This is a genomic window from Campylobacter concisus, from assembly GCF_003048595.2.
Lineage (GTDB): Bacteria > Campylobacterota > Campylobacteria > Campylobacterales > Campylobacteraceae > Campylobacter_A > Campylobacter_A concisus_L.
In genome coordinates this window covers 155,189-169,788 of record NZ_CP049270.1, presented here as the reverse complement: position 1 = coordinate 169,788, position 14,600 = coordinate 155,189, and the positions used below count along the sequence as shown (strand labels likewise).

At 37.7% G+C, this 14,600-nt stretch carries 15 protein-coding genes and 1 tRNA gene; 7 read left to right on the top strand and 9 right to left on the bottom strand.

The genetic code is table 11. The features are described 5' to 3' along the window. Positions 1-123: 123 nt before the first annotated feature. Positions 124-696, top strand: a complete 573-nt coding sequence (folE, locus tag CVT15_RS00775) for a GTP cyclohydrolase I FolE (protein ID WP_087586753.1) — start codon at positions 124-126, stop codon at positions 694-696. An 11-nt stretch (positions 697-707) separates the two neighbouring features. Then, entirely contained in the window at positions 708-2,000 is a 1,293-nt protein-coding gene (gene fliI, locus CVT15_RS00770) for a flagellar protein export ATPase FliI (protein ID WP_374057405.1), read from the top strand. A 307-nt stretch (positions 2,001-2,307) separates the two neighbouring features. Here fliI and CVT15_RS00765 read toward each other — a convergent pair whose 3' ends face one another. The 6 genes from CVT15_RS00765 to CVT15_RS00740 are packed head-to-tail and all read right to left on the bottom strand — an operon-like array spanning position 2,308 to position 9,474. Beyond that, complete coding sequence (locus tag CVT15_RS00765; RefSeq protein ID WP_103576565.1) at positions 2,308-3,486, bottom strand: hypothetical protein; 1,179 nt, start codon at positions 3,484-3,486, stop codon at positions 2,308-2,310. A gap of 24 nt (positions 3,487-3,510) precedes the next feature. Then, the gene (locus CVT15_RS00760) at positions 3,511-5,238 is read right to left on the bottom strand and encodes an AAA family ATPase (protein ID WP_103576564.1); all 1,728 of its coding nucleotides are present in this window, start codon (positions 5,236-5,238) and stop codon (positions 3,511-3,513) included. Then, positions 5,238-6,914 carry a fatty acid--CoA ligase gene (locus CVT15_RS00755; RefSeq protein ID WP_103576563.1) on the bottom strand — a complete coding sequence of 559 codons (1,677 nt, stop codon included), beginning with the start codon at positions 6,912-6,914 and terminating at the stop codon, positions 5,238-5,240. Before CVT15_RS00755 ends, CVT15_RS00760 begins: the two co-directional genes overlap by 1 nt. Before the next feature lie 12 nt (positions 6,915-6,926). Beyond that, complete coding sequence (locus tag CVT15_RS00750; RefSeq protein WP_103576562.1) at positions 6,927-8,159, bottom strand: OmpP1/FadL family transporter; 1,233 nt, start codon at positions 8,157-8,159, stop codon at positions 6,927-6,929. After that, positions 8,156-9,007 carry a deoxyribonuclease IV gene (gene nfo, locus CVT15_RS00745; RefSeq protein WP_103576561.1) on the bottom strand — a complete coding sequence of 284 codons (852 nt, stop codon included), beginning with the start codon at positions 9,005-9,007 and terminating at the stop codon, positions 8,156-8,158. Before nfo ends, CVT15_RS00750 begins: the two co-directional genes overlap by 4 nt. Beyond that, positions 9,004-9,474, bottom strand: coding sequence for a hypothetical protein (locus CVT15_RS00740; RefSeq protein ID WP_103576560.1), 471 nt, complete (start codon positions 9,472-9,474; stop codon positions 9,004-9,006). The genes nfo and CVT15_RS00740 overlap by 4 nt, the downstream gene beginning before the upstream one ends. A gap of 68 nt (positions 9,475-9,542) precedes the next feature. Between CVT15_RS00740 and CVT15_RS00735 the strand changes: the two genes are divergently transcribed. Next, a tRNA-Glu gene (locus CVT15_RS00735) sits at positions 9,543-9,617 on the top strand. An 82-nt stretch (positions 9,618-9,699) separates the two neighbouring features. On the opposite strand, the gene CVT15_RS00730 is transcribed toward CVT15_RS00735, so the two are convergent. Next, entirely contained in the window at positions 9,700-10,260 is a 561-nt protein-coding gene (locus tag CVT15_RS00730) for a manganese efflux pump MntP family protein (protein WP_107898199.1), read from the bottom strand. A 109-nt stretch (positions 10,261-10,369) separates the two neighbouring features. On the opposite strand from CVT15_RS00730, the gene CVT15_RS00725 reads away from it, so the two are divergent. Next, a complete protein-coding gene (locus CVT15_RS00725) occupies positions 10,370-11,119 on the top strand; it encodes a DUF4197 domain-containing protein (protein WP_103577293.1) in 750 nt (249 codons plus the stop codon). Continuing rightward, positions 11,116-11,997 (top strand): DMT family transporter, encoded by an 882-nt coding sequence (locus CVT15_RS00720; RefSeq protein ID WP_103577292.1) that lies wholly within the window; start codon positions 11,116-11,118, stop codon positions 11,995-11,997. The genes CVT15_RS00725 and CVT15_RS00720 overlap by 4 nt, the downstream gene beginning before the upstream one ends. On the opposite strand, the gene CVT15_RS00715 is transcribed toward CVT15_RS00720, so the two are convergent. After that, the gene (locus CVT15_RS00715; RefSeq protein ID WP_103577291.1) at positions 11,994-12,719 is read right to left on the bottom strand and encodes a class I SAM-dependent methyltransferase; all 726 of its coding nucleotides are present in this window, start codon (positions 12,717-12,719) and stop codon (positions 11,994-11,996) included. The two genes, CVT15_RS00720 and CVT15_RS00715, sit on opposite strands and share 4 nt — an antisense overlap. A 46-nt stretch (positions 12,720-12,765) precedes the next feature. Here CVT15_RS00715 and CVT15_RS00710 point away from each other — a divergent pair, with 46 nt between their 5' ends. Next, complete coding sequence (locus CVT15_RS00710; protein WP_103577290.1) at positions 12,766-13,158, top strand: acyl-CoA thioesterase; 393 nt, start codon at positions 12,766-12,768, stop codon at positions 13,156-13,158. On the opposite strand, the gene CVT15_RS00705 is transcribed toward CVT15_RS00710, so the two are convergent. Continuing rightward, the gene (locus CVT15_RS00705) at positions 13,149-13,508 is read right to left on the bottom strand and encodes a Fur family transcriptional regulator (protein WP_072594097.1); all 360 of its coding nucleotides are present in this window, start codon (positions 13,506-13,508) and stop codon (positions 13,149-13,151) included. The two genes, CVT15_RS00710 and CVT15_RS00705, sit on opposite strands and share 10 nt — an antisense overlap. A gap of 147 nt (positions 13,509-13,655) precedes the next feature. Here CVT15_RS00705 and CVT15_RS00700 point away from each other — a divergent pair, with 147 nt between their 5' ends. Then, positions 13,656-14,600, top strand: coding sequence for a metal ABC transporter solute-binding protein, Zn/Mn family (locus CVT15_RS00700; protein WP_103577289.1), 945 nt, complete (start codon positions 13,656-13,658; stop codon positions 14,598-14,600).

The window sequence follows — 14,600 nt, the reverse complement described above, 5'->3', positions numbered from 1 at the left end:
AATACAAATTTTTAGCCCAAAATATAGCAGAATTTTCCTTATTTCATTGTAAATTTGTAAATTTTTATAGATATAAAAGGCGTTTTAACGTAGAATCTAGCAATAAAATTATGGAGAAAATTTATGCAAGAGAGTTTTGAAAATTTGATTAAAAATATGCTAACTATTATCGGTGAGGATCCAAACAGAGAGGGGCTTATTAAAACCCCTGAGCGCGTTTATAAAGCTTTTAAATTTCTAACTAGCGGATACGATCAAGACCCAAAAGAGGTGCTTGGCGATGCGCTATTTACTAGCTCAAACAACGAAATGGTTCTCATGCGAAATATTGAGTTTTACAGTCTTTGTGAGCACCATTTGTTACCTATTATCGGCCGTGTGCATGTGGCTTACATCCCAAATGGCAAGGTCGTTGGCCTTAGTAAAATTCCACGCATGGTAAATATCTACGCAAGACGCTTGCAAATTCAAGAGCAGATGACTGAGCAGATCGCAAAAGCACTTGAGGATGTGATCGCTCCAAAAGGCGTTGGAGTCGTCGTCGAGGCTAGACATATGTGCGTTGAGATGAGAGGTGTGCAAAAGATAAACTCAACCACCACGACCTCAGCACTTAGAGGCTGCTTTATCAAAAACGCAGACACAAGGCGAGAATTTTTCTCGCTTATAAATTCTCCTAGGGAAACGCATTTTTGAGCTTAGAGCATATAAATTTAAAGCTTAAAGAGGGTGTGAAACTCTCAAACACCTTTGGCATCATAACCAAAATCACAGCTACAACTATAGAGATCACCGGACTTCGTCCAAGCATCGGTGACATCGTGCGTATAGTTGCAAAAGATAAGAGCAAAAATGGCCTTGGCATGGTCACGCAGATAAAGACAGATGGCGCTTATATCAGCCCATTTGGCTTTGTTGAGGGCTTTAGGATAGGCGACTTCGTCTATGAGAGCGATCAAGGCATGAGCATACCGGTGGGGCCAAATTTACTAGGCCGCGTGGTTGATCCATTTATGAAGCCCATTGATGGTAAAGGAGCGATCGAGACGACCGAGTATATGCCGATCATGAGAGCGCCGATAGATGCGATGAAAAGGGGGCTTATAAACGAGCCTTTTAGCGTTGGGATAAAGACGATAGATGGACTGCTCACTTGTGGTAAAGGGCAAAAACTGGGAATTTTCGCAGGTTCAGGCGTGGGCAAATCAACCCTCATGGGCATGATCGTAAAAAACACACTTGCACCAATAAAAGTAGTCGCGCTAATAGGCGAGCGTGGCCGTGAGGTGCCTGAATTTATCGAAAAAAACCTAGGCGGCGACCTAGAGGGCACGGTCATCATCGTAGCAACCAGTGATGATAGCTCGCTCATGCGAAAATATGGCGCATTTTGTGCGATGAGCGTGGCTGAGTACTTCAAACAGCAGGGCAACGACGTGCTTTTCATCATGGATAGCGTCACTCGTTTTGCGATGGCACAGCGTGAGATCGGCCTTGCGCTTGGCGAGCCACCGACCTCAAAGGGTTATCCACCAAGCTCGCTCACACTTTTACCTCAGCTAATGGAGCGCGCTGGCAAAGAGGAGGGTAAGGGCAGTATCACGGCATTTTTCACCGTGCTAGTTGAAGGCGATGATATGAGCGATCCGATAGCTGACCAAAGCCGCTCTATCCTAGACGGACACATCGTGCTAAGCCGTGAGCTAACAGACTTTGGAATTTATCCACCTATCAATATCCAAAACTCAGCCTCGCGTGTCATGGGCGATGTGATCAGCAAAGAGCATAAGCTAAATGCGATGAAATTTAAGCGCCTTTACTCGCTTTTAAAAGAAAACGAGGTCTTGCTTCGCATCGGTGCTTATCAAAAAGGTAGCGACAAGGAGCTTGACCTTGCGATCTCAAAGAAAGAATTTATGGAAAATTTCTTGAAACAAAGCTCAGAAGAAGCCTTTTCCCTTGAAGAGGTCGAAGAGCTGCTAGATAAGATCAATCAGTAAATTATTTTTACAGTATTTAACATGGTAAGAATTTCAAAGTCAAATAATATCTTACTTATAATTTTCCTCGAAGTGTAAAAATTATTAGACTTCTTATCTTGGACATGTTCTTAAAGGCGCTTAAATATCGTATATTAGAGTATTTTAAAAACTGAAATAAAACTACCTTTACTGATTTGTTTTTAATCCATGTTTTTGGACTTTTTATAAATTTAAACTCGTCTAGCAATTCAAAACTCAATTTAACTATTTTATTAAAATTGAATAAAGCTTATAAGCAAAAGCATAAAAAATTATTTTATATTTACTAATAAATTTTATAACATACTCCATATCTCTCATTTGAGAATCTAATATTTCTACCAACATTTAATATATCGCACAATACTATTCTGTCTGGATGGTTGTGGTTATTTTCGCTGGCGGAATTTACAAAAATAGAATTTGGAAAATCTTCTAGTATTTGTTTGTTCCAAGTATTTTTTGAGCCGTGATGAGGTATCTGAAAGACGCCCGTCCTTTTTAGATAGTTTTCAAAACATTGTATAAAAGACTCGTAGTATGGCTTTTCTTTATCGGAGGCGCTATCGACTAGTGATATATCGCCGGTCAAAATAGTACCGTTTGACATTAATTCACAAAACCTTAATTTACGAACGTAAAACCGGTAAAAATCATGGATATAACGGCTTAATTTTAGTCCACAGATACAACGGTGGCGCATTAATAGCCTTAGGTCGTCACGTGGGCCGTGGTATAAGCATAGGCTGGATTGATTTTGTTTGCTATTGTTGTGGTGAGTTTTTATATATTTTTTGTAAATTTCTTGTAATTCTTTTTCTGAGCCAGGTTTTTTGATAAATTCTTCTAAAGAAGAGTCATCAAGTTTCTTTTTTATCTCACTTTCAATGCCTTCATAGTCTTTGGATTTTAATTCTACGTTGTAAAATTTAAACTCCCAGATTTCCTTAAGATCAAATTCTTCTTTATTGTTTATAAATACATTTTTATTAGGTATTTTCATTTTACCTGGGATATCATTTGCGCGTGGTAATTCAATATAGTCATCTCCTAAAATTCCAATACCTCCATTCATATTGTTTGTCGACGGAACAAGTATGATATTTCCTATGTTTGCAGCTATGCCGTAACCGTATATAAAACATACAAAAAGCAAGTAATCATCTAGATGATAATATGGGATAAAAATATTTTTAACTTTAGTATCTCTTAGAAGTTCACTTATGCCATTCATATGGTCTTTATCAAAGTGCGAAATCACAAGCATATCTAACTCATTATTATGCCCTAGTATTTTCTTGAAGCTTTTAACTCTTTCGTTAATTCTAGTTTGGCTTGTGCTTCCGCAGTCATATACGAAACTAAATTGGCAATCATTAATATTTTGGCAACCATTAACATTAAGGATACCCCAATAAAATAGACCCTGCCCTACCATATCAAATTTAAATTTTCCATCCACCATAACGACTCCTTTATAATATTTATATTAAAATCCGACTTTCTTATCCTCGCCGAAATTTGAGCTCATCTCGCGTTTGATTTCGCTTTCAAAGTCGCCCATCGTAAATATTCCGTCCTCACGCACGGCGACTTTTAAAGCGGTATTTTTTAGCGCAAGGACGATCTGCGCGCCACTTAGGTTAAACTCGGCCAGCTTTTCTACGCTAAAGCCATCTTCAAAGCTCGCATTTTCAGGCAAAATTTTACGCCAAATGGCAAGTCTACCGTTATAATCAGGCTTTTTAAACTCGATCTTATAATCAAACCTTCTAGAAAACGCCACATCAAGGCTTTGTAAGAAATTTGTCGTGGCGATCAGCACACCCTCAAAGCGCTCGATCTGCTCTAAAAAGATATTTTGCATTTGATTATGCATCTTCTCAGCCCCACTCGAGCTCTCCACTCTCGTGCTTAAGAACTGATCGGCCTCATTTAGCAAAAGCACTGGCTCGCTGCCACTTTTTTTGCAAATTTCTTTGTAAGTATCAAAAATTTTCCTTACATTTTGCTCGCTCTCTCCGACATATTTGCTTAAAATTTTTGAGCAGTCAAAGCTTAGAATTTGCTTCTTTAGGCTCTTTGCAAGCCCAACGGCACTCATTGTCTTACCAGTACCAGGCTCGCCGTAAAAAATGATCTTGGCGTCTATATTTTTTCTAGTTTTTATGCCCCAGCTGCTAAGTCTAGCGAGCACTTTTTTATCGACTTGCTTTAGTATTGTGCTTAAAAGCTGCTTTGTCTTCTCATTTAGCACGACGTCTTCTAGGCTCGTTACTGGCTCTATTAGCTCAAAAATTTCTTGCTCTTTTACTAGGCTTTCGATCTTGATTTTTTTGCTATTTTTATCGTTTTTTGGGTGCATTATGCTTTGCAAGATATCTTCATTTATAAAAAAGCTCTTGCTAACGTTGCCGTAAGCATTTAAAACCTCATCGTAGTCAATGAGCGCACCTTCAATGAGCCTTGAGCCGTCCTCTAAAAGAGTGCGATTTTTGATGCGTTCAAGCTCATCTTTGCTTATTAGTCCAACTAGTGTGTTTAGGTCGCGGCCGTTTTCAAAGTCGCCCGCATACTCCTCTTTTAAAAGGGCTAAAAATATGATCTGCTCTTTTTCATTAAGCGAATTTTCTTTAAAAATTTGCTCTATTTTTAGGCTGATCTTACTTAGTTTGACGCGCTCGTTGATTCGCTTTATTAGCTCAGAAATTTGCTCGTTGATTCGCTTTTTGGCATCACTTGAGCCATCACCAAAAATGGCAGCCTTTGAGTAAAGCTCCACCTTTAAAAACTGATCTTTTAAATACTCCAAATGATCCTCATATGGCGTAAGCTCTGGTAAATTTATATCAGCGTTGCCATCTTCAAGAATTTTTAAAAATGTGGCTGATAGAGAAATTTCAGAATGAAGTAGCGAGAGTAGCCCTTGAGCTGAAGCCCTTTGTGTGCTCTCAGGTATTTTAAAAAGACTATAATTTTGTACAATCCAACCGCTATCAAGCAAATTTTTTATAAATTTTAGATACAAAAGCTGCTTTTCATTTTGCGTGCCAAAGACTGCTCCAAGTAGCTCAAAAACGCTCATATTAGCCGTTCCTTGCACATAAGCTTTACTTAGATATTTTAAAATTTCTCCCTCTTCGTCGCCGCACTTTATCAGCTCGTAAATTTTGCTTTTTTTGAGGTCCTGGTTTAAAAAATCAAGCAAGTATTTCACTAAAATTTATCCTTCATCTGCTCTATCTGCTCTTTTAATACACGTTTTAGCACCTTACCAGTGGCATTTCTAGGTAACTCTTCGGCAAAATAGATACTCTTTGGTATCTTGAAATTCGCTAAATTTTTCTTCAAATGCTCTCTTACTGTTTTTTCATCAAGATCCATGCCATCTTTTACCTGAATAAACGCCACAACCTCTTCATCAGCATGTACGTCTTTTACGCCAATTACCGCTGTTGCTTCGACTGCTTCAAGTTTGTAAATAACCTCTTCGATCTCACGTGGATAGATGTTAATGCCCTTTGATATGATGAGGTCTTTTTTACGATCAACGATATAGATAAAGCCCTCTTCATCGACTTTGCCAAGATCTCCGGTCTTTAACCAGCCGTTTATTATGGTCTCATCAGTGATGCTTGGCATACCATAGTAGCCTTGCATGACGCAGTCGCCCTTTACAATGATCTCGCCGATCTGGCCAACTGGAAGCTCCATCATCTCATCATTTACGATCTTTACCTCATAGCCATCAAGCACAGGCCCTACACTTAAAAGCTTTTGTTTATCATATAAATTTGCAGCTACGACAGGTGAGCATTCACTAAGGCCATATCCCTCGACAAGTGTTGCACGTGGAAATTTCACTCTAAAGTCATCTATCGTCTGCTTTGCAAGCGGAGCTGCACCGCTTACAAATAATCTAATGCGGTTAAACCATCTAAAATACCAAGGAATTTTTGCCTTACCGATAGCTGTATAGATGGCTGGGATTCCCAAAAATACAGTTACACGCTTTAGTAAAGTTTGTTTTAGTACATTTGAAAATGGAAATACTGATTTTACAAGAACCATCGAAGCGCTCGCAAATATCGGAAGCAACACCATTGCAGTTAGCGTAAAACTATGAAACATCGGTAAAAAGACTATGAAACGATCACTTTTTTTTACTATGAAACGATCATGAGCTCCAATTAAATTTGAAAAGATATTTTTATAGCTTATCATCGCGCCTTTTGGCTTGCCAGTAGTGCCTGAAGTGTAAATTATATGCATTAAATCATCTATTACCGGATACTTTGTGATACTAAGAGCGTATTTATGATTTAGAGTTTCTGTAAAATTTATGTTTTTAACAAGGCCATTATTTTCATAGCCCTTGCTCATATCCTCTTTTGAAATTTGAGGTGTTGAAGTGAGATACGCGCTCTCGCCATACTCTTCGTCAGTGTCTATATATTCATCTTTTGAAGCACTTTGAAGTTTCTTTGGTATTGCTCCGATCCAGATTATCTTTCTTAAAATTTCAAGCTCATTTAATGCGATTAACTCTTTTGCAAGCGAGCTAGACGCAAAAAGCACCTTTGCGCCGCAATCATTTATGATATATTCAAACTCGTTTGCTTTTAAAAAAGTATTCATAGGCACTGCAATGCCGCCTATTGCGGTTATCGCAAGGTATGAAATAATAAATTCTTTCGAGTTTGTAACCGCCATAGCTACTTTATCACCAAATTTTACTCCAGCAAGCTGCAAATAAGCCGCCACTTTATCGACATTTTGCTTTAATTCGCGATATTTTAGCTTCTCTTTTTCTTCAAAAAGAACTACTTGATTTGGATTTTCCTTTGCTACTTTGGTTAAAATTTCATAAAAATTATTATAAGAGTATCGCATTATTGACCCTAACTAAAATGTATATTTAAAAGTCGTACCAAGGATTTGGATCGTACCAGTATCAAATTCCCCTGACATTTTTGTAGCAATACTGTTGGTAATACCTGTCGCACGCTTCTTATCACGGTGTTGATAAACATATCCAAGCGCCATTTCAAGATTTGGTGTAAATTTATAATTTACTCCAAAAGAATATACCTTAGACGTAGTATTTGGAAGCTCTAAGCCAGTATGCTTACTACTTGTAATGTCTTCATCATAAGCAAAGCCAGCCATTAGTCTAAATTTTTCATTTACGTCGTAGGCAAGACCTAGTCTATATGTATTTGTATCTTTTGCGTTTTTAATAACTGGATCGTCCATGAATCTTGCAAAAGCTGGATGCGAGTGAGCTGGACCTTTATCCATGTATTCAAAGTCATAGCCTTTAAATTTAGACCAATACGTCCTCTCAAAAGCTAGTAAAAGAGTAAAGTCGCTAAATTTATATCCAGTTGCAAGTACAAGCTGTGCAGGAAGTGGGATCTCAACTTTTGTTTTGCCATGATAGCTTATAGGAGATAGCGCTCCGTTAAAATCAGCATCTGTATGGCCTTTGAGGTCTAAATTTACATTTGAGCGGTAAGTAACAGCAAAGCTCAAATCCTCAATAGGTCTATAAGTAAGCGCAACATTGTAGCCATAGCCCATACCATCGCCTTTTATCTCTCTGTAGCCTATCTGTCCAAAGTCACTTGCTATCTTACCTTTGGTGTAAACACCTCTAGCACCAAGAGCAACGGCGAGCTTATCGTTTATGCGGTAAGCCACGGTTGGATTTAGCTCAACAACTTGCAGCTTAAACCTTTTAGCAGTAAATGCGGTAGCTGGATCCTCCCATGATACACCAACAGCAGCAGGAACGGCAAGAGCTAAACCAAATTTCCAGTTTTCATAAATTTCTGGCGTTACAAAACTAAATGTACCAGCTAGTGAGTCAAATTTTTCTGATCTATAGCTTTTGCCACTATCACTTTTAAACTCGAGCTTATTTATATGAAACCAGCCAAGGGTACCTTCTATGTGATGGCGTCCATCTAAAAACATCATATTTGCAGGGTTAAAATACGCCGCATCAGCTCCAAAACTAAAGGCTACGTTACTAGCAGCAAGACCTAAAGAATCAGCACTTTGCTCAGGAACCTTATAACCTCCAGCATTTAGCAAAGTAGATGCCATAATAATGCTTAATAGCACTTTTTTCATAGTTTTTCCTTTTCGAAATTTCTTAAAATTTTTATCTCATCTTCCCAAATACTCTCGTCAATCGTCTCTAATATTAAAGGAATTTCGCCTATTTTATCATCATTTATTATATTTTTAAAAGCACTAAATCCAAGCTCACCCTTGCCAAGACTCTCGTGTCTATCTTTTTTTGAGCCAAGTCCAAATTTTGCATCATTTAAATGCATGCCAAATAAAAATTTATAGCCAATGATCGCATCAAATTCCCCCATAGTTTTAGCGTAGGCCTCTTTACTTCTTAGATCATATCCAGCAGCAAATGCGTGACAGGTATCAAAGCAAACACCAACCCTACTCTCATCGTCTACTCGTTCTATCAAATAAGCGATCTGCTTAAAACTAAAGCCTAAATTTGAGCCTTGTGCGGCTGTATTTTCGATGACTAGCTTTACGCTACTTGTGCGCTTAAGTGCCACGTTCATGCAGCTTACGATATTATCTAAGCACTCTTTTTCGCTTATTTGTTTTAGATGTGAGCCTGGATGAAAATTTAAAAGCTCTAGCCCAAGCTTACTGGCGCGATCTATCTCATCCACAAAGGCTTCAAGCGACTTTACTCTTGCCTCCTCATCCGGATGGCCTAAATTTATCAAGTAGCTACTGTGTGGCAAAACATGCTTTGTACTTATGCCAGAAATTTTTAGATTTTCCTTAAACTGCTCTATTTCGCTTATACTTAGCTCTTTTGCATTCCACTGGCGTTGATTTTTTGTAAAAAGCGCAAAGGCATTTGCTCCTATTTTTGCAGCATTTAAAGGTGCATTAAACACGCCCCCAGCAGCACTTACGTGAGCTCCGATGTATCTCATTTTAACTCTTTTATTATCACTCTTATTTTATTTTTGCTATCTATAAATTTGACGTAGTTGTCGCAAACCTCGTATTTTATAAAATATGAACTTAGATCTTGGCTAAAACCACACTCCGTATTCAACAAGCCTTTGCCATCATAAATCTTTTCTTTTTGCAAAATTTCTTCAAAAAGGCTCTCATAATGCGGGGCTAGAAAAAATTTCTCATTAAACTCAGTCTTGTTAAAACAAGCATTATTTATGCAAATTTTATCTCTTATGCTTATGTTTGCGGTGTTTACGCCAGAGCTATAAATTTGTAAATTTAGCTCATTTTTATATTTATGGAAAAATCCAACATCATTTATCTTGATCATCGGCGAAAATAAAGTAACTTGAAAAGCTTGTGAATTTTGCGGCGTTTTGGTAGCTACGCAACCTGTAAAAATAAAAACAGACAACAAAGTAAATAAAAAATTTTTCAAAAATTTTTCCTTATTAATCTAAAATTAAGTATAAAAGAAATATAATCCCAACTTCATAACCGACACGTGGCCCATTCGTCTAGCGGTTAGGACATCGCCCTTTCACGGCGGTAACACGAGTTCGAGTCTCGTATGGGTCACCACTTCTAAAAATCAAAATCTTATCCATATAAGCTTTAAAATATAGTTAATCTTAAATATTATTTTTAATTGTTATTTTAAATTTTACTGGACTGTGCCGCTTTCAATTAAATGTGTTATTAAAATTTTAAAACCTAGAAAAATTAATATCGCTCCTCCCAAAAAGAGTGCCTTTTTCTCTAAAATTTCACCCATAAATTTACCTATATAAAAAGCAATCAGGCTTAATGCAAAGCAGACTACACCGATGATGAGCGAGCTTTGAAAGATGTTTATCTCTTCAAAGCTAAGTGTGACGCCAACGGCAAGCGCATCCACACTAGTAGCAAACGCCCCATACAAAATGGTCTTAAATCCTATCTTAAGATACTCACACTCCTCTTTGCTGCAGGCCTCTTTAAACATTCTAAAACCAAGAAAGCAAAGTATAAAAAATGCAATAAAATGATCAACCGAGCTTATAAATTTTGCAAAGCTAATACCTAAAAAATAGCCAAGAAGCGGCATAAGAAACTGAAAAAAGCCAAGCATAAAAGCAATAAATAAAATTTTATTAAGAGCTAAATTTTTATATCTTGCGCCATTTGCCATATTTAGTGCCGCACTATCCATACTAAGAGCAAAGCTAAGAAGTAAAAGTTGCATAATCTCCCTTTAGAAAAAGGGTGAATTCTAGTGCAAAAAGATTAAATTTATTTTAAGTGTTTAGATATTTTTTGTATGATTTTGCTTTAAATTTAAAAAAGGAGAGAATATGAAAAGATCTCTTGTTATTCTTTGTGGCGCGCTTGCTTTAAATTTACAAGCCGCAAGCATGGACGATATGATAAATAAAGGCGTCAAAATAGCCACTCACGCATCAAGTGGCGATTATAAAAGCCTAGTTAGCGAGGCACTAAATGCCGCTGTTAGCGAGCTTTCAAAAGAGGGCTTTATAAACAATGCCACAGCTAAAATTCCGCTCCCAAAAAGCCTTGAGATGGCGTCAAATTTAGCCAAAAAAGTAGGCGGCGAGAAGTGGGCGCAGGACCTTAGCAAGTCGATAAACAACGCTGCGACCACGGCCGTGCCAAAGGCTGCTGAAATTTTTAGCGAAAGCATAAAAAATATGAGCGAAGCAGATGTCAAAAAGCTCTTTAACGGCGGCAGTGACAGCGTTACGAAATATTTGCAGCAAAGCTCAAGTCAAAAGCTAAAGGCGGCTTTTACACCGATAATTGAAAAAATGATGAGTGATAATAGCTTTGCAACCGCCTATAATGGGCTAAATTCTTTCATCGTCGGCTCAGCAAAAAATAATGAAACGATAAAATCGGTAAAGAGCCTAGCTAAAAATTTAGGTGCAAGCGAGTATGTACCAGATGACGGCGAGGACCTAAATGCATATATCACAAGAAAGACGCTAGATGGGCTATTTAACGTGATGAGCGAGAAGGAAAAAGGGCTAAGAAGTGGCTTTGGCCTAGATAGTGGTAAAAAGGTGCTAGACTCGATCTTTAAATGAAAAATTTAAGCGCACAAAACAGAGCCGACATCGCACTCATCGTAGTTGCCATCGTTTGGGGCGCTACGTTTTTACCTATGGCAAATGCACTAAAAACAAATAGTGTCTTTGTCATGCTCTTTTGTAGATTTTTTATTTCTGCTATCTTTATGGGGCTTATAGCATTTAAATTTTCTAAAATTTTTGATAAAAAAAGTGTGGTTTATGGCACTATCCTTGGCGTAGTTCTCTTTGGCTCATTTGTTGCTCAAACTTACGCTCTAAAGCTTACTTTTAGCTCAAGTGTTGCCTTTATTACAGGGCTTGAGTGTGTGATTGTGCCTTTTATGACAGCACTCATTTTTAAAAATAAAATAACCGTTTTTGCTATTTTTGGTGCGCTTGTTGCCATTTTTGGGCTTTGGCTCTTAAGTGGCGCCACGCTAGCACTTGGGAGCGGCGAGGCACTTGCCCTACTTTGTGCCATATTTTACGCACTTTACACAAGCTTAAATGGCCACTTTGTAAGAAAGTGCGAGCTTTATTTGCTTGTATTTGTGGTATTTCTCACCGTCTCTTTACTCTCATTTGTCTTTGCATTTATTGAAGGTAGTGTGGTGCCAAATTTTGACAGGGAATTTTTCATAGCGATATTTATCACAACAGTGATTGGCACCATATTTTGCTACTTTGTGCAAACGATCGCTCAAAGATATACAACGGCTAGTAAAGCAGCTTTATTTTTCTGCCTTGAGCCAGTCTCTGCTGGCTTTATCGGCTATTTTTTTGCTGGCGAAATGCTAACACTCATACAAATTTTTGGCGCGATCTTAATAATCTTTGGAGTTATTTTTAGCGAATTTGGTAAAAAATTTTTCTCTAGGTTAAAACTAGCTTAAAAGACAAAAAGCTTCATCTGCGACTCTATCTTTTCATCTATAAAGTCGCCGTCAAATCTCTCTTTTAACATCGCTAAAACCGCCTTTTCATCGTAGTTTTTAGCTCCATTTATCTCAAGGTGCCAGCAGATGTTCTCAGCAGCTTCCTTCACGCTTCGTCTTGCGATCCTTGTTTCGTTTAAAATTTCACTCTTATAAGCGATCCCTTGCTTATTTAGCCACGCTTCAAGCCTATTTACAACATTTTTTTGCGAGAGCGTTCGGCCAAATTTTTTAAAAAATGGCTCTAGCAGATCAGAGCTTCTAGGCTTATCCCAGCCAAGATAGAGTTTTTGTTTTGCGATACTATGAAATTTAGCAAAATCTTCATCGCTAGCAATCGCTGGACTCATCGTGCAAATGGCGATATCAAAGCGCTTTGCGGGCTTAAATTCTCTCCACGAGCAAACCTCGCTAGTTAAATTTGTCACCCCAAATCTTTTAGCATCTTCATTTAAAATTTCTATCATATTTTTTGAGCTATCGATACCTGTTATATTTTTTGCGGTTTTTGATAAAAATATCGTCCAAACACCGGTACCACAACCTATATCAAGAATTTCTTTACCGCTAAAATCAACTCCCCAAGCTAAGGCTTTAGCAAAAATTTGTTGCTGAATAGCACTTACTTTGCCATCAAACCTTTGATAATTTGACGCCTTTTTATCCCATAAATTTTGCATTTTAGCTCCTTATTTTTGGTTATAATTCTAGCAAAAAAGGCCATAAATGAAAGATTTTATCTACAAAGTAATAATCCCTCCACAAGCCATTGATATGCACGGACACATGAATAATGTCTATTATTTTACTCTTATGCAAGAGGCTGCATTCGCACACTCTGCCGCGGTTGGCGATACGGTTGAGGCGCAGTATAAAAGAGGCGAGATCTGGCTCATTAGAAAAAATGAAGCCAAATATATAAAAAGCGTAAAATTAATGGATGAGATAGAAATCCACACTTACACGCAAGCTGAGGGCAAGGCGACTTCTTGTAGATACTTTGAGTTTAAAAAAGATGGCGAGCTAATAGCAACTGGCAAGACCGAGTTTGTTTACGTTGATCTAAAAACAAATCGCCCAAAAGCCATTCCAGCTGAGGTCATCGCTCTTTACTCGTGATCACACTCATCACAAACGCCTTTTATCACGGCGCTTTTTATATTTTTAGCGACGTTTAGATGGGGCATATCGATGTTTGTGACTTTATGACAGATATCGCAGATAAAGTACGCTTTTGCCTCATTTGCTAGTTCGTAGTAGCTTTTATGATTGTTTTCAGTTTTTATGACAAGGCCTTTTTTTTCAAAAATTTCTATGCTTCTATAAAAAGTGGTTTTATTTGCATTAAGGCTTTCTAAAATTTCATCATAACTTAATGGAGTTTTGGCATTTTGCAAAATTTCAACGAGCTTTATGCGAAAAGTAGTTGCCTTGATACTATGCTCTTCTAAGAAATTTCTTGCATTCATCCTTGCCCTTTTTATTTTTTGTATATTAACGCTAAAAGTTTTAAATTTCATTTAAAAAGCACTATATTTAGGCTTTTGTTCTTTAAGTTGCAACCAAGTTGCAATTTGCTAAACTTCCGCAATATTTTTTCAAATAAAGGAGAGATGGTGAGAAAGATTTTTGTTTTTTTAGCAGTTTGCGCTTTGTCGCTTTTTGCAAAGCCAGTTGTTACGACAAGTATATTGCCTACAAAATTTTTTGTTGAGCAGATCGCTGGTGATACACTAAGCGTAAATACAATGGTTGGCAAAGGTGCTGATCCGCACACTTATGAGCCAAAGCCAAAACAGATGAAGGAGCTTGAAAAGAGCGAACTTTACTTTGCTATTGGTATTGAATTTGAAGATACTTGGCTAGAGCGTTTTTCAAAATCTTTTAAAAATTTACGCATTATAAAAACACAAGAAGGTATCGAAAAGATAGCTATGAGCGATGAACACGAGCATCATGAACATCATGAACATCATGAACATCACGAGCACAAGCACGAGGGCGAGCATAAACATGAGCATCACGAGCATCATGACCATGACCACGAAGCTGGCGAGCATCATCACCATCATCATGATGGCCTTGATCCGCACATTTGGCTTGATCCGGTTTTAGTAAAAACCCAAGCTGATAATATTGCTAAGGCATTAATAGAGAAATTCCCGCAAAATGCAAAGCTCTATGAGGAAAATTTAGCTAAATTTAAAGCTAATCTTGACGAGCTTGATAGCTTTATCAAAAATACTCTAAAAGATGTTAAAACTCGCGAATTTATCGTATATCACCCATCTTGGGGGTATTTTGCAAAACGTTATAATTTAGAGCAAATCGCTATCGAGATAGAGGGTAAAGAGCCAAAGCCAGCTGAGCTAAAAGAGCTCATCGAAGAGGCTAAAGAGCACGGCGTAAAGGTTATTTTCGTGGCTCCGCAGTTTCCAACAAAGGCTGCGAATTTAGTAGCAAAAGAGACTGGCTCAAAGGTCATAAGCATTGATCAGCTCCCAGAAAATTGGCTAGATGAGATGAAAAAAACAGCAGAAATTTTTGCTAAGAGTCTATAA